The 24,652-nt window shown below is 43.1% G+C and carries 22 protein-coding genes; 8 read left to right on the top strand and 14 right to left on the bottom strand.

Going from position 1 to position 24,652, the window contains the following annotated elements; translation table 11 throughout:
* Positions 1–68: 68 nt before the first annotated feature.
* Entirely contained in the window at positions 69–1,169 is a 1,101-nt protein-coding gene (gene gspK / locus IP510_RS01370; protein ID WP_194363004.1) for a type II secretion system minor pseudopilin GspK, read from the top strand.
* A 71-nt stretch (positions 1,170–1,240) separates the two neighbouring features.
* Here the strand turns inward: gspK and IP510_RS01375 are convergent, their stop codons facing one another.
* The 4 genes from IP510_RS01375 to ychF form a co-directional block, all read right to left on the bottom strand.
* Entirely contained in the window at positions 1,241–1,921 is a 681-nt protein-coding gene (locus IP510_RS01375) for a TetR family transcriptional regulator (RefSeq protein WP_194363005.1), read from the bottom strand.
* Positions 1,922–2,025: 104 nt separating this feature from the next.
* Entirely contained in the window at positions 2,026–3,456 is a 1,431-nt protein-coding gene (locus IP510_RS01380) for a deoxyguanosinetriphosphate triphosphohydrolase (protein ID WP_194363006.1), read from the bottom strand.
* Between the two features lie 79 nt (positions 3,457–3,535).
* Complete coding sequence (locus IP510_RS01385; RefSeq protein WP_194363007.1) at positions 3,536–4,018, bottom strand: hypothetical protein; 483 nt, start codon at positions 4,016–4,018, stop codon at positions 3,536–3,538.
* 130 nt (positions 4,019–4,148) lie between these two features.
* Positions 4,149–5,240 (bottom strand): redox-regulated ATPase YchF, encoded by a 1,092-nt coding sequence (gene ychF, locus IP510_RS01390; protein ID WP_194363008.1) that lies wholly within the window; start codon positions 5,238–5,240, stop codon positions 4,149–4,151.
* A gap of 426 nt (positions 5,241–5,666) precedes the next feature.
* Between ychF and IP510_RS01395 the strand changes: the two genes are divergently transcribed.
* The 3 genes from IP510_RS01395 to IP510_RS01405 all read left to right on the top strand — a co-directional run bounded on the left by IP510_RS01395 (position 5,667) and on the right by IP510_RS01405 (position 9,832).
* A complete protein-coding gene (locus tag IP510_RS01395; RefSeq protein WP_194363009.1) occupies positions 5,667–7,847 on the top strand; it encodes an ATP-dependent helicase in 2,181 nt (726 codons plus the stop codon).
* Between the two features lie 339 nt (positions 7,848–8,186).
* On the top strand, positions 8,187–9,434 hold the full coding sequence (locus tag IP510_RS01400; protein ID WP_194197409.1) for an NAD(P)/FAD-dependent oxidoreductase: 1,248 nt from the start codon (positions 8,187–8,189) through the stop codon (positions 9,432–9,434).
* A 59-nt stretch (positions 9,435–9,493) separates the two neighbouring features.
* Complete coding sequence (locus IP510_RS01405) at positions 9,494–9,832, top strand: RidA family protein (protein ID WP_194197603.1); 339 nt, start codon at positions 9,494–9,496, stop codon at positions 9,830–9,832.
* Positions 9,833–9,903: 71 nt separating this feature from the next.
* Here the strand turns inward: IP510_RS01405 and IP510_RS01410 are convergent, their stop codons facing one another.
* Complete coding sequence (locus tag IP510_RS01410) at positions 9,904–10,716, bottom strand: enoyl-CoA hydratase (RefSeq protein WP_194363010.1); 813 nt, start codon at positions 10,714–10,716, stop codon at positions 9,904–9,906.
* Between the two features lie 202 nt (positions 10,717–10,918).
* A complete protein-coding gene (locus tag IP510_RS01415) occupies positions 10,919–11,419 on the bottom strand; it encodes a lactoylglutathione lyase family protein (RefSeq protein WP_194197411.1) in 501 nt (166 codons plus the stop codon).
* A 107-nt stretch (positions 11,420–11,526) separates the two neighbouring features.
* Between IP510_RS01415 and IP510_RS01420 the strand changes: the two genes are divergently transcribed.
* Positions 11,527–12,396 (top strand): LysR family transcriptional regulator, encoded by an 870-nt coding sequence (locus IP510_RS01420; protein ID WP_194363011.1) that lies wholly within the window; start codon positions 11,527–11,529, stop codon positions 12,394–12,396.
* A gap of 64 nt (positions 12,397–12,460) precedes the next feature.
* Here the strand turns inward: IP510_RS01420 and IP510_RS01425 are convergent, their stop codons facing one another.
* The 8 genes from IP510_RS01425 to ppsA all read right to left on the bottom strand — a co-directional run bounded on the left by IP510_RS01425 (position 12,461) and on the right by ppsA (position 20,868).
* Positions 12,461–13,597 carry a glycerate kinase gene (locus IP510_RS01425; protein WP_194363012.1) on the bottom strand — a complete coding sequence of 379 codons (1,137 nt, stop codon included), beginning with the start codon at positions 13,595–13,597 and terminating at the stop codon, positions 12,461–12,463.
* 67 nt (positions 13,598–13,664) lie between these two features.
* Positions 13,665–15,023, bottom strand: coding sequence for a GntP family permease (locus IP510_RS01430; RefSeq protein WP_227669408.1), 1,359 nt, complete (start codon positions 15,021–15,023; stop codon positions 13,665–13,667).
* 321 nt (positions 15,024–15,344) lie between these two features.
* Positions 15,345–15,584: a hypothetical protein gene (locus IP510_RS01435; RefSeq protein ID WP_194363014.1), complete on the bottom strand. Its 240-nt coding sequence runs from the start codon at positions 15,582–15,584 to the stop codon at positions 15,345–15,347.
* Between the two features lie 351 nt (positions 15,585–15,935).
* Entirely contained in the window at positions 15,936–16,439 is a 504-nt protein-coding gene (rplI, locus tag IP510_RS01440; RefSeq protein ID WP_194363015.1) for a 50S ribosomal protein L9, read from the bottom strand.
* A 24-nt stretch (positions 16,440–16,463) separates the two neighbouring features.
* Entirely contained in the window at positions 16,464–16,694 is a 231-nt protein-coding gene (gene rpsR / locus IP510_RS01445) for a 30S ribosomal protein S18 (RefSeq protein WP_010198808.1), read from the bottom strand.
* Between the two features lie 16 nt (positions 16,695–16,710).
* Positions 16,711–17,115, bottom strand: a complete 405-nt coding sequence (gene rpsF, locus IP510_RS01450; protein WP_045446907.1) for a 30S ribosomal protein S6 — start codon at positions 17,113–17,115, stop codon at positions 16,711–16,713.
* Between the two features lie 279 nt (positions 17,116–17,394).
* Positions 17,395–18,369, bottom strand: coding sequence for an RDD family protein (locus tag IP510_RS01455; RefSeq protein ID WP_194363016.1), 975 nt, complete (start codon positions 18,367–18,369; stop codon positions 17,395–17,397).
* Between the two features lie 114 nt (positions 18,370–18,483).
* The gene (ppsA, locus tag IP510_RS01460) at positions 18,484–20,868 is read right to left on the bottom strand and encodes a phosphoenolpyruvate synthase (protein ID WP_194363017.1); all 2,385 of its coding nucleotides are present in this window, start codon (positions 20,866–20,868) and stop codon (positions 18,484–18,486) included.
* 648 nt (positions 20,869–21,516) lie between these two features.
* On the opposite strand from ppsA, the gene IP510_RS01465 reads away from it, so the two are divergent.
* From IP510_RS01465 to sthA, 3 genes are all read left to right on the top strand, one after another.
* Entirely contained in the window at positions 21,517–22,413 is an 897-nt protein-coding gene (locus IP510_RS01465; RefSeq protein ID WP_227669409.1) for a pyruvate, water dikinase regulatory protein, read from the top strand.
* 67 nt (positions 22,414–22,480) lie between these two features.
* On the top strand, positions 22,481–22,882 hold the full coding sequence (locus IP510_RS01470; protein WP_194363018.1) for a DUF4377 domain-containing protein: 402 nt from the start codon (positions 22,481–22,483) through the stop codon (positions 22,880–22,882).
* A 78-nt stretch (positions 22,883–22,960) separates the two neighbouring features.
* Positions 22,961–24,604 (top strand): Si-specific NAD(P)(+) transhydrogenase, encoded by a 1,644-nt coding sequence (gene sthA, locus IP510_RS01475; RefSeq protein WP_194363019.1) that lies wholly within the window; start codon positions 22,961–22,963, stop codon positions 24,602–24,604.
* Positions 24,605–24,652 lie beyond the last annotated feature (48 nt).

The following is a 24,652-nucleotide window of genomic DNA, read 5'->3' on the forward strand; positions in this document are numbered from 1 at the left end:
ACAATATCTAAGAGGAGAGTCGGATTTAACATGCCTCAGGTATCTAATAATAAAAGCCGTATATGTCGATGACAGGTCACTCTCAGCGCGGCGTCGCACTGCTCACTATCTTATTATTGGTCGTGAGTATTACTGTGGTGGCAGGATCGATGCTTGCCAGTCAAAAGGTCGCCATCAGACGCAGTGGCCTATTGTTTGATCAAAACCAATTGCTACAAGACATCAATGCAGGTCAGCAGTTAGCAATCACGATGATTCGTGCTGATAGCAAGCTCAATGATACTGATAGCGAGCAAGATATTTGGGCGCAGCCGATACCTCCTTATGCATTGGCAAACCATAGCATCAGTATTGAATTGCGCGATGAGTCTGGTCGTTTTAATCTTAATAATTTATATCAAAATGGTGCCGCTGATCCTGTTGCTTTGGCTATATTTCAGCGACTGCTGACACAATTAAATCTAGAGGTAGATATCGCAGTTGCTGTATTGGACTATCAAGATACAGACAGTGATGTCTATCAAGATGGCGGTGATGAGAGTGCGGTGTATGCGCAGCAGTCAAATGGTACAGCACAGCAAAAGCTACCAAATCAGCCCTTTGTTAGTGTTGATCAACTGCAGGAAGTTCGAGGGGTGAGTGCTGAGGTATTAGCGGCCTTGCGGCCTTACGTTACAGCGGTGCCTTACTACGTGCCTATCAATGTGAATACGGCCAGTCCTGTATTGCTAGCAGCATTGGTTGACGGTGCTACTAGTCAGCAGATGCAAGGGTTGGTTGATATGCGTGAAACCCAAGCACTGACGGCTATCGATGAGTTATGGCAGCTACCAAGTTTGAGTGGTTTGGATGAAGCGCAGCGTACAGCGCTTGCACCATTATTAGCAGTTGATAGCTCAGCCTTTTTGGCATTGGTCACCGCGTCTGATAATGTCAATAATACCGGTCAGACCAGACAGCGGTTTGCCACTATATTGATTAGTAAAATGGCGGCTGATAATGGTCGGGCTAATAATACTGGCAGCAACAGTGGTAATAGTAACAATAACAGCAGTACCAATAATAATGCCGTCAATAGTAGTGCTATTGACGGCAAAGTGTCTGAAGAGGTGAAGAAAGAGGTGAAGATAGTCACACAGCGACTATGGGCATTTCGACCCAGTTTTTAATCAATTATTGTCAGCGGTCTATAGTTAAGCTCAAATAATTGATATAGCGGATTTATAGGGGTTTAACGATATCAGTCTCTCAGGCGTGTTTCTTCGGTAGATTTCCAGTTATAAGCACCATAGAACAACATCTGTGCTTGGCGTGTACAGTTGTGTAGCATCAGCTGTTTGTTCTCTTCGATCTCTTCCAAATCGATCTCATCATCATGGTCTTCTGTATAAGTCAGCTCCAACCAATCAATAATCCAAGAAAAGAACATGTTGACGCCAGCCTCGGCCAATAGACGACGATCATAGGCATTGATATGCGTAAAGGCTGGTTGTAATGCCAGATCGTCAGCCAAACTCTGAGCGTGCTTCTTAACCAATTCGTTGATGGCTTTTCGCACCGCTTCTGAGCCACCATAGCGTTCACTGACCAAAAACTGCCAGTAATAAGGCTGGTCGCTGACCATATGTAAAAACAATTGAATGCTTTTGGCGATTTGGCGATCAAAGCTACGCTTGCGTCCAATTTGTAGACTATCGCTCAAAGCCGCTAGCGTACCGCCCAATTCCTCAATGACCAGCGCGCGACCAAGCGATTCCATGTCATCGAAATGTCGATAAAACGCAGTCGGCACTACGCCAACCTCGCGCGTGACTTGCCTGAGGCTAATGGAGCTAAAGGATTGTCCTGTCATACATAAATCAAGCACGGCATTAAAAAAGGCGTGCCGAGTTTGAAGCTTTTTCTGTTCGCGACTGCTCATAATATTTCAAAATTGTCCGATAGGTGTTTATCATACTCATTTCGACGCATAAATACGACTGAAATACGCAACTTGTGTTAATTTCTCAAACTTACACTGTTTTTTTAAACCATTGTGCCCCAGTGACCTTGCAATTCCTGCGCCAATCGATAGGCTTCATGGTCATTCATACCAGTGATAAAATCTAAGATATTTAAAATATTGTGATAGATATTATCCGATAAATCGCGGCGATGCTCATTCAGATGTGGCTGTAGCAAGCTGAGCAGACGCTGCTGTTCAAAAGACATCGATGCGGTGGCTATCGTTTGCGTACCTGCCCAAGCCAGTGGCATGAAAGCATCTAATAGACGATGCAAGCATTGATTAGCCATCAGCTCCATTCGGACTTTACTTGGATGATTAAATATCTTTTCGCGTGCCAGCTGTTTGGCTTGTTTGATGCCACTTTGTACGCTGATATCACAATGGTCAAATAGACTGCCCTGCAACGTGCCTGCTAGCAGCTCTTTATTATTGACCACAAAAGCATCGGTCACTGTGTTGACCAAACGCATCATGGCACGTGCCCGTAGTGAAGCAAGACTCTGCCTAACGGACATGTGTATTGGCAGGCTAATACTATGAGGACGCTCACCAATCAGCTCATAAAATATCGTGGCGACCTCCTGATAAGTGAGCATGTTTAGATTAATGCCATCCTCTAAATCTATGAGCGCATAGCAAATATCATCGGCTGCTTCTAGCAGATACGCCAGTGGATGTCTGGCAAAGCCATCGTGTTGCTCAGAGCGCGGCAAATTTAAGCACGCTGCCAGCTCTTCTAGCTGAGCCGCCTCACTATAAAAACAGCCGAATTTTTGCACGTTGGTCGCGATGCCGCCTAGATTTGTGCTTTGAGAGATATCGTTACTATGTGTCGCTAACCAAGGGTATTTCATAAAGGCACCTAAGGTCGCACAAGTGAGGCGCATGCCACCTTTATCTGGATGATGCTCGTTATTGACGAGCAATCTAAACCCTTGCGCATTACCTTCGTATGCCAGTAGGTCTAGCTGCTCATGGTGGCTCAAAGTTTGCAAAATCTTCTGCGGCTCAGGCAACCTGAACCAGTCCCGAATGGCGTATTCTCCTGCATGACCAAAAGGCGGGTTGCCAATATCATGAGCGAGGCAGGCAGCTTGTACAATAACGCCGACATCCGCTGGTGAGATACCTGCTGGTAGGCCATTGCCTAATTTATCATGGAGCTTCTCTGCTGCCATCATGGCTAAAGAGCGTCCAATACATGAGACCTCAAGCGAATGTGTTAGGCGAGTATGAATGCCGAGCTGATTGGTCAACGGATGGACTTGAGTTTTTTGATTGAGTTGTCTGAAGGAGTGCGAAAATACCAGTCTGTCGTAGTCTTTATGAAAATGAGAACGAGTGCTAGTATTGGCATTAAATTTTTTGGCAGCGCCAAGACGCTGCGAGTTGAGCAGATGAGACCATTGTGTGGTAGGAGACGGCAAAGAGGTTGGTGTACTTAGCATATTAAATATCCGAAACCAAGGGAGTCTCTAGCATAGCAAAATAGCGCCCTTGGTACAGATATATAGTCAGAGAACTACATTAAGATTTCTGGCAGTTAAAAAGGACGTCTTCCTTTTCGATAGCCACATTGCTGTCCAATGTTTTATTGAGCAAGGTTGCTTTGTCACCATTTACTTGCCAGATGATGCCATGAGTATCATCTAGGCCGATATCACTCATATAGATGGCCTTATCAGCGTCACTATCAACAGCAGCTGTTAAGTCGTACTCTAGACCGTCGATGAGTAGGGTCGCTGTCTGTGGTGTGCTGTCATTATGGTAAGAAACATCAATAGTAGCAGTAGGCTCACAAGAAAATGGCGCACCTGCACTGGCATGGTCATGACCCTCATGTTCTTCGTGACCTTCGTGCTCATCATGGCCTTCGTGACCTTCGTGATCCTCTACGGCGGTTACTACCTCAGTGTCAGTACTAGGTTGACAGCCCAATAGTGAGCCTGTCACTACGCTTCCTATTAGTGCAGCACTTGCAAGTTTAGAAAAAGAGAAATAAGCAGCCATAATATACGTCCTCAAATAAGCAAAAATAAAGATATGTTATAATATAACAATTAATTTACAAAATAAAGCCGATGCTAGAGATTCTCCAACATCGGCTTTATTAGTTTTAAATATTATCTACCGCTTAACGTTACACGTTAAAGCGGAAATGCATCACATCACCATCTTGCACGATGTATGTTTTGCCTTCTAGACGCGATTTACCAGCAGCGCCTGCGCCTTTTTCACCGTTGTGTTCGATGAAATCATCATAAGCGATGACTTCGGCACGAATGAAACCGCGCTCAAAATCAGTATGAATCACGCCAGCAGCTTGCGGGGCAGTTGCACCAACAGCGACGGTCCAAGCACGCACTTCTTTTACACCAGCGGTAAAGTAGGTCTGCATATCCAGTAAGTCATAACCACCGCGAATGACTTGATCAAGACCGGCCTCTTCCATATCCATCTCAGCTAGGAAGTCTTTTTTGTCGTCTTCATCAAGCTGAGCGATTTCAGATTCAATCTGGTTGCATAGCGCGATGACGATAGAGTCTTCACCAGTGGCGTAGTTGCGAACGGCATCAAGGTAAGGATTGTTTTCAAAGCCATCCTCAGAGACGTTAGCGATATACATGGTTGGCTTTAGCGTGATTAAACCATAGCTTCTGATGAGTTTTTTCTCATCTGAATCAAGATTGGCGGCACGTGCTGCCTGACCATCTGCTAATAAGGGCTCAATTTTTTTGAAGATATCAAGCATAGCACCAGCGTCTTTGTCACCGCCTTTGGCCTTTTTGGTCAAGTTGAGTATAGCGCGCTCAACGGCCTCTAAATCTGCCAATGCGAGCTCAGTATTGATGGTTTCGATGTCATCAATTGGGCTGACGCGGCCATCGACGTGGACGACGTTGTCATCATCAAAACAGCGCACGACATGAGCAATCGCATCAGTCTCACGGATGTTGGCTAGAAATTGGTTGCCCATGCCTTCGCCTTTTGATGCGCCTGCGACTAGACCTGCGATATCAACAAACTCCATGGTCGTTGGTAGTACGCGTTCAGGATTGACGATGTCAGCCAATTTCTTTAGGCGTGGGTCTGGTACTGGTACGATACCGGTGTTGGGATCTTTGGTACAAAATGGAAAGTTTTCAGCGGCGATACCCGCTTTGGTCAACGCATTAAACAAGGTGGATTTACCCACGTTTGGTAGGCCGACGATGCCGCAATTAAAACCCATAACATTCTCTCAATGTATTAATAAAATCAGTTGGTATAAAGTTTGGTTAAATGATAAATCAAAATTGGGCACATTGTAGCAAATTTACCGGAATAGGGGTGAGGTTGTTACGGTATATGCTCAGGTTTTTACCTGATAATGATAAGCAGGTTGATGATAAAAGCAGGCTATATTTGAGGCTTGAAAATGAACAAGGTTAATCAATACGAGTGACACATAGTTTATGTGAGCTAATAAACCCTATTTTTTAATATGGTAAACTGTCACGTATAGATAACGGCTTAAATTTCACGAAAATTCAGCACATATATTCTGCTAGGTTTAGCAAATCATACTTATTCTAAAGCTATAAACAGTCAGGTATAAATGATAAATGCGCCGTATTGATAAAGGCCGCTAAAATAAAATGAAAGGCAAAATCCTATAATGACTACCACTATCTTTGACACGCGCCACTATAATTATCCGCAGAATTTCATGGAGATTAAGCCCAAGCTGGCACGTCTGGAAAAGGCGATTAAAAAGCTAGAGGCAAATTTAATCGATGCTAATGACGATGCCAATATTGAGTTACTAAATCAAAAGTTGAGTGGTGAATTAGGATTGAAAGTAGACTATGCCCGCGAGTTAAATCCTGACCAATTATTAGCTGCCACAACTATCGAAGGCAAGGTGCTAGTGATTGCTGGTGCAGGCTCAGGTAAGACTAAAACGCTAACGTATCGCACCAGTTATTTGTTAGAGAACGGAGTTAAGCCCAAAAGCATCTTGCTACTGACCTTTACGCGTAAAGCCGCCAATGAAATAAAAGATAGAGCTAAGTTCTTGCTGGCAAGCAGCTTGTCTAATGATGAGTTGGCTGAAGACAAGCTGCCAACTGATAAAGCATTAAATAGCATCACCAGTGGTACTTTTCACTCATTCTGCAATATGCTATTGCGCCAGTATTCAGGGCTGCTCGGTATCAATCCGCGATTTACGATTTTAGACACGGGCGATAGTGAAGATGCCATCGACTTAATTCATAAAGAAAAAAAGTATCCTGCGCAAACCAAAAGCCAGGCCTTTCCACGTAAGAAAACATTGCAAAATATTATTTCTAGCTCTCGGAATAGACGTATTCATATCCGCGATTTAATCGAAAGCAGTTATCCTGATATCGCTGTGCATATTCCTATTATCGAACAATTGGCAGTCGATTTTCATGAGTATAAGCGTGCCAATCATCTCTACGATTTTGATGATATTATTAGTCAGGTCGTGCGCCACTTAAAAACCAATGATACCTTTCGCCAAATGCTACAAAACCAATATCGCTATATCATGGTTGATGAATATCAAGACACCAATATTCCGCAAAAGCAGCTGATAGATTTGATTTGTGAGCCTGAGTCGGTATCGCTGATGGTGGTCGGTGATGACAATCAAAGTATTTATGCTTTCCGCGGTGCCAATTACGAAAACATTCTGTTATTTGGTGAGACCTATCCCGATGCTAAGCTGATTAAGCTCGAACAAAACTATCGTAGTACGCCCGCTGTTTTAGATTATATCAACGCCTTGTCTGAGCAAATCACGCTAGGCTATCAAAAGCAGCTGTACTCTGGCGCATCGATAAGTGGGCATAAGCCAATATTTAGCCGCCTAACCAATGAGACAAAAGAAGCCAAATATATCGCCGATAAAATCATCGAGCTAAAGTCAGATCATGATTACAATGATTTTGCGGTACTGTGCCGCACATCGTTTCAGTCTAACTATGTCCAGCTAGAGTTTATGGAGCGTCATATTCCATTCATCGTAGTAGGTGGTATTAAGTTCGTCGAAAGGCGACATATCAAAGACGTTTTGGCCTTTATTAAAATTCTTTATAACCCCAATGATACGATTGCATGGCATCGTATTTTAACCTTGTTCCAAGGCGTTGGGACAGTCACCGCGACGCGTTTGACCCAAGCGATTAATGCCGATAACAACTCCTTTGAGCCACTACTCACGGCGAAGTTTGCTAAAAAAAGTGCACAGCTTGAGCCTTTATACAATACGCTGACTAAGGCAAATCAGGCTGAATCAGTCGAGACGGTCATTGAGCATATTTTAGATTTCTATATTCCTGTCTTAAAAACGATTGAAGAGAATTGGCGAGAGCGTAACGAGGATTTCCGTGTGCTCAAAAACTTGGCAACAGAACACAGCAGCCTTGATAACTTCTTAGAAAATTTGGCACTCGACCCACCCAATGACTCGGTAGCAACAACCAGTAAACCAGATAATAATGACAGTGATAAAGTCACTATTTCGACCATTCATAGTGCTAAAGGGCTAGAGTGGCCAGTGGTGTTTATTAATTCATTGGTCGATGGTATCACGCCGCATCATCGCTCGTTGGATGACTTTGAGGAGTTAGAAGAAGAGCGTAAATTATTCTATGTTGCTTGTAGTCGAGCAAAGACTAGACTTTACCTAACGGCACCTGATTACTTCGCCAGTTATTCAGGGTATTTTGACAAACCATCACGCTTTATCGCGGAGCTGTCTGCGAATGAGGTCACCGTCAAAGCTTCTAAACAGGTGAGAGAGGAGAATGATGATCCAGTATGGTGGTAATTTTCTTTGTTCATCGATGACATGGCTGAGTCAGGTTTTCTACGACATTACTTAGCGTTGTAATTAGTACGTTACTATAAGAAGAGAAATCAAGAAGAGAAACTCGTGCAGGATTTCAGCCTGTTTTCCTCATTTTTGCTGCCAAGTTACTGCTAAATGCTTTAGCTATTCCTTTTGAAAATACGTTACTACTAAAGGGATAACCAAAAGTATTTAATAGCAAAAATATTTATAAGATTGGGGTTTCATATTTAGCTCAATGCGTTACTATTACCACCTTATTCCGTTAGACCCTCGTATTTGATACTCTGTATTAACACCCTAAGAAAAGGATAGGTTATGCGCTATGAAGTGATCGTTATCGGTGCAGGTATGGTTGGCACGTCAGTTGCGTGGCATTTACAAAAAAACAATTCACAAGTATTGATGCTAGACAAGAAGCTGCCAGGGTCAGAGACCTCATATGGTAATGCTGGATTGATTCAGCGCGAAGCCATTCATACCCATCCTTTTCCTCGTCAATTGACTGAGATGATCAGAGTATTACCGAACCAAGGTACTGATATTCGCTATCGCATCCCAGCGATTCTGCGTTACCATCAAGCGCTGCTACAGTACTGGAAATACTCTGTACCTGCGACTGTCAAGCAAATCGAATCAGAGTGGCAGACACTGATTGAGCATTGCACCAGTGAACATCAAACGATGATTGAAGCATCTGGTGCTGACGAGCTAATCACGCGTGACGGCTGGTTACAGCTGCATCGTTCTGAAGAGACGTTTAAAGAAGCGCAAGTAGCAGCCATTGATGCACGCAACCAAGGTGTTGAGCACAACGTATTAAATCTTGAAGCACTAAAAGCCATGGAGCCTAGTGCCAATTTCGAAGGTTTCGTTGGTGCGATTCATTGGAAAAACTCTTGGCAAGTATCGAACCCAAGCTCGCTAGTCAAAGCGTATGCAAAAAATTTCCAAGAGATGGGTGGCACGATCAAAGAGAGCGATGTAAAAGAAATCGCACAAGACGGCGAAGGCTGGAAAATCATCACTGATAATGACACTTACTATAGTGATAAGTTGGTCATTGCAGCGGGTCCATGGTCGAACGACTTGATCAGACCGCTAGGCTATAACCTGCCATTGTTCCCAATGCGTGGTTATCATCAGCATTTCAAAGTGACGGAAAAAAACACCATCAATCACAGTATGTTCGACATGGACAAAGGCTTTGTGATGGGTCCAATGCAGCAAGGTATCCGTATTACGACTGGTGCTGAGATGACCACCATGGATGCGCCAAAGAACTTTGGTCAATTAAAAACCGTTCTGAAGCTGGCTCGCAAAATCTTACCATTAGAAGACGCAGTAGAATCTGAAGCTTGGGCAGGATCACGTCCTTGTATGCCTGATATGAAGCCAGTTATTGGTCCTGCGGATAAGCATGACAAACTATGGTTCGCATTTGGTCATAGCCATCAGGGTTTCACCTTAGGGCCTATGACAGGGCGTCTGGTTGAAGAAATGATTCATGAAAAGCCATCATTAGTAAACCTTGCACCATTTAGTGCTCAGCGTTTTTCAAAATAAGCGCATATCTGCTAGATTTAGCACAGACTTAAATTAATAAACTGAAGGTATATAATATGATAAAGAAGCTACACAGCACTCAACGTATGAGCAAAACCGTAATTCATAACCAGACTATCTATTTATGTGGTCAGGTAGGTAATGCAGAAGACGATATCAAAGCACAAACCTTGACTTGCTTAGAAAAAATCCAAACCTTGCTAGAAGAAGTGGGTAGTGACAAATCAAAACTACTATCAGTAACGGTTTGGATCAAAGATATGGCAGATTTTGCTGCTATGAATGAAGTCTATGACAAATTTTTTGAAGGCATTCAACCACCAGCACGTGCTTGTGGCGAATCAGCATTGGCACGCCCTGAGCTATTGGTTGAGATGATTGCCATCGCTGCTGAATAATAATTTGTTCGTAGCACCTGTGTTAAATAAAAAGGCTATGATAGCGATATCATGGCCTTTTTATATGAGAGTTAGTATCCTTTCCACACGGCTTGGCGCTTCTCAATAAAAGCATCAATACCTTCGCTCACATCGTTCGCCATCATATTGCAGGTCATCACGTCACTGGCATAGTCATAAGCATCTTCGAGGCTCATATTCAGTTGCTTATAAAACATGTCTTTACCAGTTCTTACCGCTACCGAAGACTTGGCAGTGATCGCCGTTACTAAGGACTGCAAGACTTGCTCTAATTGTTCTGCTGGCGCTACTCGATTGATCAAGCCATATTTTAAGGCAGTATGCGCGTCGATAAACTCACCAGTAATCAGCATCTCAAACGCTTGCTTACGAGGTAAGTTACGGCTGACTGCAACAGCAGGTGTGGAGCAGAAAAGTCCAACGTTTATCCCAGAGGTGGCAAACTTTGCATCATCAGCGGCTATTGCCAAATCACAAGCTGCGACTAGCTGACACCCTGCAGCGGTGGCAATGCCTTGCACTTTTGCAATGACGACTTGCGGCATTTGATTAATGGTTAGCATCATATGACTACATTGCTGGAATAGGGCACGATGAAATGCTTCATCTGAGTGCGCGTGCATTTGCTTTAGATTATGACCAGCGCAGAATGCCTTGCCTGTCGCTTGAATAACCACAACTCTGACTGTAGCGTCTTGAGCGATGTGGTCTAGCTCTGTTTGCATGGCAGACAGTACTTCAACGGATAATGCATTAAATTGTTTTGGGCGATTCAGTGTGAGTGTGACCACGCCACTCTCTTTATTGTCTTCTCTAATAACAAGAAGATCATCTATATCTAGAGTAATGTCAGATTGTGTCATTTATCATCCTTGATAATGGGTAGTTGGGTTTGGTAAGTGATATATACAGCTATCTAAATAGTAGCATGGCTTATAGTCTATACAATAGTTTATTAATATAGAGTGCTCAAAAACAAAAATAGCGCACTCAGGTGATGAGTACGCTATTGGTTTGTCAGTCAGATTTAAGCTAAGACCATACTAAGCTGTATTTATCTTGAGATTAGTATGCGCCTTCGCTATAGATAAGCTCATAGCTGTGGCTATATATTTCAACGATGTTACCGAACGGGTCTTCCATATAAATCATGCGATATGGCTTTTCACCAGGGTAGTAGTAGCGTGGTTTTTCCATACGTTTTTTACCGCCTGCTGCAACCATACGCTCAGCCAACTCTTCAACATTTGGATCTTGAACGCAGAAGTGAAAGATACCAGTTTTCCAGTATTCAAAATTGTTTTCAGGGTTCTCTTGATTCTTAAATTCAAAAATCTCAACACCGATACGGTCGCCAGTCGAGAGGTGAGCGATACGGAAGCTTCCCCAACCTGAACCGAATACTTCAGTACACATCTCGCCAATAGGGCTGTCATCTTCGACAATCTCAGTAGGTTCCATGATGGTATACCAACCCATTACTTCAGTATAGAATTTCACGGCTGCATCTAGGTCAGGGACTGAAAGACCGATGTGCGAAAAGCTTCTTGGATAAACGTTGTTCATGGCTTGTGCTCCTGTTTGCTGTACTCTTGTTTAACGTGAGGCCAGTATACAAATGCACTGCCATTATGTAAAATTATCAAATATTATATAAATAAGTATGAAACGTAATGATAAATATTACATGGCTACGAACTTTCTGTACGCTTGCTGAAGTTGGGCACTTTACTCGTACGGCTGAACGCCTATATATGACGCAGTCCGGTGTGAGCCAGCACATAAGTAAGTTAGAGGAGCAACTAGAGATTGACTTGCTGATTCGACAAGGAAAGCAGTTCTCATTGACCAATGCAGGTGAGCAGCTTTATAAAGAAGCAGGCGAGATATTGCAGCGCTTATCAAATTTAGAACAGCGTATCGGTGAGGATCCACCTTATGAAGGATTGGTGCGACTGATGTCACCGGGTAGCGTGGGGCTTAAGCTGTATCCGCAGCTGTTGACACTACAGCAGCAGCATCCTAATCTAGTGATTGATTATCGCTTTGCACCCAATACTGATATCGAACGAGCACTGGCAAATCATGAGATTGATATTGGTTTTATGACGGATATCTCAGGGGATGAGACAGTTAGCTACAAACCCGTGGCGCAAGAATCACTGATACTAGTGACACCTGCGGCTACAGTAGAGCCAAGTTGGGAGCAGCTCATGGAGCTTGGATTTATTGATCATCCAGATGGTGCACATCATGCAGGTATGCTACTGACCGCCAATTACGAGCAATTCCAGCATATCAATGACTTTGAGAAAAAAGGCTTTTCCAATCAGATAGGTCTGATTTTAGAGCCCGTCAGTAGAGGAATAGGCTTCACCGTGCTACCTGCACACGCAGTGGCTGCTTATCCAAAGCCTGAGCTTATTCACAGTCACTATCTGCCCGTTGCCGTTAGCGAGACGCTATATCTTGCCATAAGACGACAGCGGGCACTCTCTAATAGAATACATACTGTCATTAATGAAGTAAAAAAATGGTTATAGAAATAGAGCAAGGTCAATATAGTATTGATGGATACATGCGCTGACTATAAATTATAAATCTGCATTATGCCATTGATTGACCTAATTTGATGGCCGCCGCAATATTGGCTGCTGTCGTTTCGATATTGTCATAAGCCTGACTCAGCACATTATCGAGAGTATCTATCTTTTGAATACTTGGCATAATGACATCGAACTGGCTGGTTTGCGCAGGTTTTAAACCGTCTACACTGCCGCAGATGGCGATGACAGGCGTATTATTGGCTTTAGCGATATGACTGATACCGCCTGCCACTTTACCCATGGCAGTCTGTACGTCTAGTTTGCCTTCGCCTGTGATGACCAGATCAGCCTCAGCGATATGCTCTGACAAATGAGCCACTTCGGCGACGGTGTTAAACCCTGATTTTAACTGCGCGTTAAAAAACGTCATCATCGCATAGCCAAGACCACCAGCGGCTCCTGCGCCTTCGATATTTTGACACTCATCATAGCCTTGCTGGTCGCACACAGCCGCAAAGTGACTCAGTGCCTTATCCAGTTCGTTGACTTGCTCTGGATAAGCGCCTTTTTGCGGCCCGAACACGGCACTCGCGCCCAATAGTCCGCATAATGGGTTGGTCACATCACAAGCGACTTCAAACACCGTATCGAGAATCCTTGCATTAAGATGACGATTATCAATCCTATGCAGCTGGGCAAGTGCGCCACCACCATGAGTGAGCAAGCTGTCATTGACATCATGAAATGTCATACCCAGTGACATGAGCATGCCAAGACCTGCGTCATTGGTTCCACTACCACCCAGACCGATGATAATACGCTTGGCGCCTTCATCTAAAGCATCCGCAATCAATTCACCGACACCATAACTACTGGTAGTAACAGGATTGCGTTCTGTCGCCTTTAACAAATGTAATCCGCAAGCTTGAGCAATCTCGATAACGGCAGTATTATCCGGTAATAGCAAATATTTAGCCGTGATCGGTCGCATTAAAGGATCATGTACTCTAACGTCTTTCCAACGACCGCCCAATACATAAGACAATACCGCAGAGGTGCCTTCACCGCCATCGGCCATTGGCAATAGCGTATAGTCAGCATCAGGAAATACCTGACTAAAACCAGATTGAATGGCGCGGCAAACATCCAGTGCTTCTAAGCTTTCTTTGAACGAGTCGGGGGCGATTAAAATCTTCATGAATGTCTCTCTGGGTATTTTTGAACGTCTTTCTGGATATTTCAGCGAATGTGTTAAATGAACACTGTTAAATGAATACTAAGGTCAACAGCCAGATAAACACAATACTGGTCACGCCTTGAATACCAGTTGCCATCGAGTGGGCTTTGTATGCCTGTGACACACTCATGCGGCTAAACTGACTGACAATCCAAAAGAAGCTGTCATTGGCATGTGAGATAGTCATAGCACCGGCACCAATGGCCATCACACAAAATACACGACCTAGCTCACTGTCTAGACCAATTTGATCCAATAACGGTGCAACCATTGCAGAGGTAGTGACTAGCGCTACGGTGGTTGAGCCTTGCGCCGTCTTTAGTGCAGCAGAGACGATGAATGGCATAAAGATACCAAGTCCTAATGCAGACAATGTCGTACCTAAATAGTCACCGATTGGTGTCACTTTTAGCATGGCACCAAATGCACCACCAGCACCAGTAATCAATAAGATAGGAGCGGCAACGACCAAACCTTGTGAGATGCTGTCACTGATCTGCTGTGTTTTTTGCTCGGTATTGATCAGTAAAAATGACAAGAACAAACCGATGAGCAAGGCCGTTAACGGATTACCAATAAATACCAAGATATCGGTTACCATACCACTACCAAACGGCGCGCTTGGGAAGTTAGCAACAGACGATAAGCAGATCAATACGATAGGAACGATAATAGGTAAAAACGCCATCGTTGCTGACGGCATATTGCTATAGTCGTCACGCATTTTCATGTTTTCAGGTAATGTTGCTGCTGGTGCATCCAGCGCATCTATATTATCAGGCGTCACATTCAGAAAACGATTAGACCACCACCAGCCCGCCAATACAGCAACGGCTGTCACGACCACACCGACCATAATGACCAAACCTAGATTGGATTCTAATCCTAGATTACCTGCCGCTGCAATCGGACCTGGTGTCGGTGGTACGAAAGTATGTGTTGCGTACAAGCCAGTGGCTAAGGCAATGCTCATCGCCACACTAGATACTTTTAAACGTTCAGCTAAGGTCTCTTTTAAAGAGTTTAAGATGATGTAGCCTGAGTCACAGAATACAGGTACTGACACGACTGCACCGACGATAGACATGGTCAGAGTAGGGAAGCGCGGCCCCAACACTTTGATAACGGTTTCTGCCATGACAATGGCTGCACCAGTTTTCTCAAGTATTAAGCCGATAATAGTACCGAATACAATCACTAGACCGATATAACCTAAGATACCACCAAAGCCATCAGAGATGGTCTTAGCGACAGTATTGAGCGGTACTTGGTAAAAGAGTGCAACCAAGAAAGCAGATAAAATCAACACTAAAAAAGGATGCCACTTTAATTTTGCAGTAGCGAAAATAATAAAAAGAATGGTCAGCACAAGCCAAAATACAATCATCACTGTCTCAATATGGTTTATATCTTAATGAATTATTCATGCGAACAGGCATCAATAACGATACGAAATTTTAAAGGGGCATATTTTATAGTAAATAGACGCGACTAGGAAATAAATTTAAGGAAGAGACGCTGTTATCGGCCATTTTCCAAGCGTATCTGAGGTTCTTTGTGAGACCGTTCTATATGCTGTATCGTTACTTCTATCATTCTTAAACCAAAAAAAACTGGTCATTTATAATGACCAGTTTTAACCGAGCTATGAGTACTAATATCTAAATTATTATTGTTATCAAGATAGTATTTTTAGTGAGGTCTATTTTTAAGCAATCTTATCAAAAAATGCTTTATTATCTCCGGCTATCAAAGTACCAAAACTAACATAGATGCCATGATCATCTAATGTGGCGTACCAATGGTCATCATTGCCACTGGTCAGCAGTTGAAAGTATTTGTCGTTGACGATTCTACCAACCGTATAAACTTCGCCTTCGGCATAGTATTCATTACCTTGGGTACAGATGAGCCTATCATCAGTATGGATATCATTATTTTCTTTCATATTCTTGCGCCCTAGCAGTCCATAAAATAGCAGTAGATTATCAATCCTGCTAATGAGAATAAAGATGATTATATAGGCAGTATCTTGTTGTCTGGTATAGCATTTTTAAGTGAGTTGTTGCATTTAGTTACTACAATATTGCTTGGACAACATCGCTATCCAAGCAATAGGTTTTTTGATAATCCTAAGCTGTTTGGTGATATATAAAATCCTAATTTAGCGTGATAGAGCTGTATGCGTTAATAATATGAATAGCTTATATATAACTCTAAACCAAAAACAGCACGCATAAAAAAACCAGCGACATTGAGTCACTGGTTTTTTTAGAACTGAACCTAACTATCGAGAAGATTATTCTTCAGAATAGTCTTCGCCAGCTTCTTCTTCGTCAGCTAAATCTTCGTTGCTATCTTCAGAAAGAATAGTCACTAAGATGCTAGCAGTAACGTCATGGTGTAGCTGAATATCAACATTGTATTCGCCAACTTGACGTAAAGTGCCTTCAGGAAGCTTGATTTCAGCACGGTCTACTTCTAGACCTGAGTTAGTCAATGCTTCAGCGATATCGCGAGTACCGATAGAGCCGAATAGCTTGCCTTCGTCACCTGATTTAGCGCGCATGATGACATTAACGTCAGTCAATGCATCAGCACGTTCTTGAGCAATAGCTACTTCTTTCGCTTCTTCAGCTTCAAGTTCAGCACGACGTGCTTCGAACTTTTCAATGTTAGCTTTAGTAGCAGGTAGTGCTTTACCCAAAGGGATAAGAAAGTTACGTCCGTAACCTGGTTTCACATCGACGGTTTCACCGAGTTTACCAAGGTTGACGATACGCTGTAACAAAATAATTTGCATGAGTCATTCCTAGTTAATTAACGGTTAACCCTGATGGTTATCAGTGTATGGAAGTAGCGATAAATAACGAGCTTGCTTGATAGCAGTAGCTAGTTGACGCTGATATTTAGTAGATGTACCGGTAATGCGGCTTGGTACGATTTTACCATTATCACTGATATACTGTTTTAGCAATTCAACATCTTTATAATCGATGTGAGTGATGCCTTCAGCAGTGAAACGGCAGAATTTGCGACGGCGATAGAAACGTGCCATGAGTATTCTCCTTTAATTAGTCTTCACTGTTGTCGTTGTCGTCATTATCGTTTTCACGACTGTCTGGACGACGAGTAGTTGCTTTGCGTGCGCGTTTTTCATCGGCATTCTTGGCTAACTGCGACTCTTCAGTGACAGCGTCGTCACGGCGCATAACTAGACTACGAATGATCGCGTCGTTATAACGGAATAATTCTTCAAGTTCAGCTAAAGTTTCACCGTCAGTTTCAATGTTGAAAAGAACGTAATGAGCTTTGTGAATCTTGTTGATTGGATATGCCAATTGACGGCGGCCCCAATCTTCTAAACGATGGATAACACCGTTATTGTCTTGAACTAACTTGATATAGCGCTCAACCATGCCGACCACTTGGTCGCTTTGGTCTGGGTGTACAAGTAACACCAGTTCGTAATGTCGCATTATGACTCCTTACGGATTAGTAGCTATTAACCCTATGTTAATAGCAAGGAGATTTATAAGGTAAGCCCAAATCCTATCAAAAATAATGAGGAATAAGCTTAGTTTATAAAGCGCCGTATTATAACAGTACTTAACAATTAACACAAAGGTTAATCTCTACGGTACTGTCAATAAAATATAAAAAGAAAATACATAGGCTTTGCTCAATAAAAAAGCCGCGATAGTACGCAGCTTTTTTATAAGTATAACGAGCTATATGATTGATAACCGACACTACAGTTATTCAGACTTTGATTTTTTTACCAGTTGACTGCTGTCTGCTTTTACCACTAGGGTTTTGGCAAGTTTGTCATGCCAGCCAATGTTTTCAGGACTTTTCGATGCCATGTAATAGTGAATGGCAATAATCACAAAACCTAAAAAGCTGGTAAATGAAAATAGCAGGTTATAGATAATAAATAACAGTAGCGTACGCGTGCCAATCAGCTTAATAAACGAAGGCAGACGGTGCGTGGTTTGATCGACGACCCGAATACCAGTGATGACTTTACCTAGTGATTGACCACGCATGGTGATAAATACCAGCTGCAGTGCAAATAGACCAAAAACCATTACCTGTGACATCATCAATGTGCTACTAGGAAGGCTTTCCATGAGTGTCATTGAGTACTGGTAAGCGGCGTCCATATCTTGAATGTTTTGGAATTTACTATAATCCACATCCATTTTGGTCAATGCCATTACTAATGGCAGTATGGCCAATATGTACAATAGACCATTAAGCGCGGTTGCCAATATGCGTGACATGATAGGCGCAAGTACCACATTGCCGACGACTTTGTCTGCAGCAATTTTCTTGGCAGTAGTTTTGCTCAACGATACATTGTTATGCGGCGTTTGATGACGATTGGTCGTCATATCGGCTTTCACGTTTTTAGGACGTTCAGGCTTGCCATACAGTCTATCTAACGATACAGACTTATCATCTTTTGCTTTGTTTGTATCTTCAGGGAAGACGGTCACATTATTAATGATAGAGTCATTTACTTCAGGCGTGTTAGCACTGGTCGGTCTATAAACCGTTTGATTATTGGTTAAGTCACCGACGCGTTGCCACTGACCCAAACCATCATGCCACATCAAATCATCCAGAAACACTTCACCAGATGCCAGCATGATATTGAGCTGAGCCAAATCATATGGGCCAGCTTGTACGTTATTTCGAGCAAGGAAAATCTGCATAATTGCCTGCATAGTTAGTCATGTCTTGATACATTATATTAGGGTCTATTTGAAAAAATCAAATAGACCCTAATAGTGGTATCTTTAGTGACTGTGTGAATGACCGTTAGAACTCAATCTAATGGTTTACTTTGCTTCTTCACCAGCTAAGAAGAACCAAGTATCTAGTACAGAATCAGGGTTTAATGAAACTGAGCTGATACCTTGTTCCATGAGCCAGAACGCTAGATCTGGATGGTCTGATGGACCTTGACCACAGATACCGACATATTTGTTTTGCTTACGGCAAGCATCGATAGCCATAGATAACAGCTTCTTAACCGCAGGATCACGCTCATCAAATAGGTGAGAGACGATACCTGAATCACGATCTAGACCAAGCGTCAACTGAGTCAAATCGTTAGAGCCGATTGAGAAACCATCGAAGTATTCTAGGAATTCTTCTGCCAATAGGGCATTGGTTGGTAGTTCACACATCATGATGATGCGCAGACCGTTTTCACCACGTTTCAGACCATTTTTCTCAAGTAGCTCGATGACCTGTGCTGCTTCACCAACGGTACGTACGAAAGGAATCATAATCTCGACGTTGGTCAATCCCATCTCGTCACGTACGCGCTTCAGTGCTTTACACTCAAGCTCAAAGCAATCACGGAAGTTGTCAGACACATAACGACTTGCACCGCGGAAACCAAGCATTGGGTTTTCTTCTGATGGCTCGTATAACTTACCACCTAACAAGTTTGCGTATTCGTTAGATTTAAAATCTGACATACGAACGATGACTGGCTGATCCATAAAGGCAACGGCTAGGGTTGAGATACCTTCAACCAATTTATCAACATAGAAGTCAACAGGTGAGGCATAACCAGCGATACGCTCTTGGATAGCTTGTGCAATTTCACGTGGCAAGCTGTTCATGTTTAGCAAGGCTTTTGGATGCACACCAATCATACGGTTGATGATGAATTCTAGACGCGCAAGACCAATACCTTCGTTTGGCATTTGCGTGAATGAGAATGCACGATCTGGGTTACCGACGTTCATCATGACTTTGAATGCAAGATCTGGCATAGACTCAACAGAGTTGGTCTGTACTTCAAAGTCGATTTGGCTCTCATAAATGAAACCAGTATCACCTTCTGCACAAGAAGCGGTCACGTCTTGACCATCAACCAATAGCTCTGTTGCATTACCACAACCAACGATGGCTGGTACGCCTAGCTCACGCGCGATGATAGCTGCGTGACAGGTACGGCCACCACGGTTAGTGATGATAGCAGAAGCACGCTTCATGACTGGTTCCCAATCCGGATCAGTCATATCTGATACGAGTACGTCGCCTTCTTGTACTTTGTCCATCTCGTTTAGATTGCTAACGATACGTACTTTGCCTGAACCGATACGTTGACCGATTGAACGACCTTCACACAATACTTTTGCGTTGGTGGTGTCGATGATATAACGCTCCATGACATTGCTGTCTTGGCGACTCTTAACCGTTTCTGGACGTGCTTGAACGATAAAGATTTCGTTAGTATCACCGTCTTTAGCCCATTCGATATCCATCGCTTGGCCATAATGCTTTTCGATCGTTACGGCTTGCTTAGCAAGTGAGGTTAGCTCTTCAGTAGATAACGAGAACTGCATACGATCTTGTTTTTCAACATCGACAGTTTTGACTGATTTGGCAGTGCTGCCTTCATCGCCATAAACCATTTTCTTATGCTTGCTGCCTAGGTTACGGCGGATAACTGACGGTTTACCGTTGGCTAGCAATTGTTTTGAGATATAGAATTCATCTGGGTTAACCGCACCCTGTACGACCATTTCGCCTAGGCCGTAGCTTGATGTGATAAATACCACTTGATCAAAACCACTTTCGGTATCAAGTGTGAACATCACACCAGCTGCGCCAGTTTCTGAACGTACCATACGCTGTACGGCAGCAGACAATGCAACGCCTTCGTGCTCAAACCCTTTATGGACACGATAAGAGATAGCACGGTCATTATATAGTGACGCAAATACTTCTTTAATCGCAATCAGAACGTTATCAATACCGCGAATGTTTAGGAATGTCTCTTGCTGACCAGCAAACGAGGCATCTGGCAAATCTTCGGCAGTCGCAGAAGAACGTACGGCAACAGCGATGTCTTCGCCGCCACTCATGACTTCAAATGACTGACGCACTTCTTGCTCAAGATCTTTTGGCAGCTCTTGCTCAATAATCCAAGTACGAATCTTTTTACCTGTTTCTGCAAGTTTTTTGACATCGTCAACATCTAGCGTTTTTAGTTCGCTGTTGATCTTGTCAAGCAAGCCAGTTTCGTTCAAAAAACGGTTAAATGCATTTGAAGTGGTGGCAAAGCCGCCTGGAACACTAACACCCAAATCAGACAAATGGCTGATCATTTCACCTAATGAGGCGTTCTTACCGCCGACCATCTCAATGTCGTCTTTTCCTAGCTGATCAAGATTGATTACAAGTGCTGTAGATTGCGCTGCCATGATAACTCCAGAAAATAAGGTTATTTAGTAAGGATTATAACGGTGGATTATACCGCCATATTTAGAGAATTTCGAGGGGTTTGACCAAAAAACTTGTTAAAAATATACAAATTACGGGATTCGCTACATAATTTATAGCAGCTGTCTTAACATTTGGTTGTCTGAGTATGAGCAAAATACCAGTAATAGTAATAATTAGATAAGCAACTGACTAGGTATTGATGCAGAATTTAGCTGTTTATTAGACCATAATGTTAAGCAATAAATAGTCGTAAAACTGGTAGAGCATTTTTGGTACACCATCAGCATTGGGACTAGTATTGACACTTTTATCTGTCTTTCTGTCTTATCGTTATTTAGCTTATATAGTCAGTCAATCATTTGGTAAAGAACAAATAAAATAAGGTAACGAAACTAAAATCTGTGTTGGTTCTCACGTGTACACGGGTAACATTGATTTCTATTAGGGTGCTAATATGCGTATAATGTAGCGCATGGCTAGGCAGTATAAATGACTATACCTGTAGTATGTGAAAGCGTGCTAATTCCGAATATGCCAACCCTAAAATAAGACAGATTAATACTCAGTCAGAAATATTCCAGTGAAATGAAGATTATTATTGAGTTTTCAACCGAGGTGTCAACGTTATGTACTCAAGCAATCCGTCTGAACAAGTCAAGTCCACTATCCAAAATCGTCATGCACTGAATTTGGACAGCTCTCAAACGGTTAGAACAGCCTTTTTTATCTCAGATGGGACAGCCATTACGGCTGAGACACTTGGCCGTGCCATTTTGAGTCAGTTTGCTTCAATACCCTTTGAGACACGCGTATTGCCTTATGTAGACAGTATTGAGCGTGCAGAAGACGCCGTTGAGCAAATCAATATGGCCTATCAAAGGGACGGATTTTTGCCCTTAGTATTTGATACGATTGTTAACCCTGATATCCGTGAAAAAATTAATGCGGCACAAAGCTGTAATTTGGATATGTATGAAGGTTTGATTGGCCGCGTCGCAGAAGAGACAGGTGTAGAGCCAGATGGACATTCAGGCCATGCCCACGACAATGTCGATTCTGAGACCTATAAAGAGCGTATCGATGCGGTTCATTTCGCTTTGGACAATGATGATGGTGCGCGTACGCGTCATTATAATGCTGCAGATATTATTTTGGTTGGGGTATCACGCTCTGGCAAAACGCCAACATCACTATATTTAGCATTACAGTTCGGTATTCGAGCGGCCAACTATCCTTTGACCGAAGATGATCTGTATGACAACCAGCTACCAAAAGCCTTGCGTGAGCACAAAGACAAACTGTTTGGCTTACTGATCGATACCGATCGCTTAGTAAAAATCCGTCAAGAGCGCCGTGCAGGCAGCCGTTACTCTAGCTATCAGCAATGCCAACAAGAGCAGCGCGCGATACAGGGCATCTATATTACGCACGGTATTCCAAGCTTGGATGTGTCTGAGATGTCTGTTGAAGAGATCGCCACACGTATCTTACAGAAAACCGGTCTCAAGCGCCGTATTGGTTAATTGAGTATCAATAAAAACAGTAACGAAGACATGCTACTTAACACAACATCATTATGCAGAGAATCTTATGATTTCATTTTATCAATCTAGCAAGGCACCGTTATTATTGGCAGGCTTGTTGAGTGCGACCGCTTTATTGAGTGCTTGTCAAACGTCACCATTTGCAAAGGATCCAGTACCTGAGCCGCGTTATATACCAAGTGTGGTGTTGGGAGAGGCGCAGACGTTGACCATCATGCCAAACCGTGTAGCGTGCGAATCCGCATTACCGATGCAGTGCCTGCTTGCCAAATCGAGAGATGGCAGCGTGTTCCAAATCCCTTATGACTGGATTGATGACTTTGCCCCCAGCCTTGGTACAGAATATGTGATCAGCGCCCGCCCACAAATCGATGAAGGACAGCAAAGCGCTACTGGCCATTGGACATTGCAAAACATACTGTCACAACGTATGGTGGGCACGATTTAGTATAGTGAGTCTGATTCATATCTACATAGATTCATTTATTTGTCTCAATATCTATCTAATAAATACAAAGAGGGCATCATGGTAAGTAAAAGTGCAAGCGACGCGACCAATGATACGGGTAAAGACGTTCATACCGAAGTATCCAATAAAGAAAACGGCCGCACGCCCAACCCTGAGCATACCGAAGGCAAAGATAAAAAACAAAGAATTGAACAAACTCATGAGCAAGTCACCGATGATGTCATGCACCATCCTGACCTTATCAATCCGCTCGATGATACCCGTATTGATATCAAATCTGGTTTTGCCAAAGACTCTCGTCGTCTAAAAAGCGATGATCATAAGTATGAGTATGATGTAGTGATATTGGGAGCAGGGCCTGCTGGTGAAGCGGCTGCTATGAAACTCACCAAGTCTGGCAAGCGAGTCGTCGTCGTTGATCCGCGTGATCAGGTGGGCGGCAACTCGACTCACGTAGGAACCATTCCTAGTAAAGCACTGCGCCAGTCGGTCTTTAACTTGATTAACTTTCGCCGTGATCCAATGTTCACCAAAGCGATGGAATATAAACAAGTGCCGCTCAATAGAGTGCTTGCCAATGCGCGTCAAGTGATACGTCGTCAAGTCAATACGCACACGGGGTTTTATGAGCGTAACCGTATTGAAGTGATCCAAGGTTGGGGCAGCTTTGTCGATAAACACACCCTGCGTATTGAAACCGATGACAATGTGTTTGAGACCATCACCTTTAACAAAGCCATCGTAACGGTGGGTAGTCGTCCGTATCGTCCTGACATTTTAGACTTTAACCATCCACGCGTTTTTGATTCTGATAAAATTCTACAAATGGATTATATCGTTAAAAAAATCATCATTTATGGTGCTGGCGTGATTGGCTGTGAGTATGCTTCTATCTTTACGGGTCTTGGTTATAAGGTTGATTTAATTAACAACCAAGATCAGCTGCTCAACTATCTTGATAGTGAGATTAGTGATGCGATTGCACACGATTTTAGACAATTTGGTGTGCTTATTCGCAGTAATGAAGAGATCGATCATCTTGAAACCCATGATGACTGTGTCATTCTGCATCTCAAAAGTGGTAAAAAAATCAAATCAGATGCAATTCTGTGGTCAAACGGACGCTCAGGTAATACCGAAGGTCTAAACCTAGAAGCTATTGGCCTAAAGGCGAACAGCCGTGGTCAGCTAAAAGTTGATGACACTTATCGTACGGACGTCGATAACATCTATGCAGCAGGGGATGTGATCGGTTGGCCATCATTAGCATCAGCGGCTTATGACCAAGGACGCTGTGCAGCTGCCTTTATGGTTGGCGATAGCGATGCTGAACCCGTATCTAGCGTACCAACTGGTATCTATACGATTCCTGAAATCTCATGTATCGGCAAAACCGAGCAAGAGCTGACGGACGAAAAAGTCCCTTATGAAGTCGGGCAAGCATTCTTTAAGCATCTGGCACGCGCACAAATCATTGGTGAGCGTACGGGCGTACTCAAAATCCTATTCCATCGTGAGACGCTAGAGATTCTAGGGATTCACTGCTATGGTAATCACGCCTCAGAGATTATCCATATTGGACAGGCGGTCATGAAGTGTAACAACACGCTTGAGTATTTCGTCAATACGACCTTTAACTATCCAACGATGGCAGAAGCCTATCGTGTGGCGGCATTGAACGGTTTGAACCGAGTGTTTTAAACCGTAAAGATGATTGAATGTTTAGACTGATACGACCATATCAATAAA

It is taken from the genome of Psychrobacter sp. NG254, from assembly GCF_015277735.1.
Lineage (GTDB): Bacteria > Pseudomonadota > Gammaproteobacteria > Pseudomonadales > Moraxellaceae > Psychrobacter.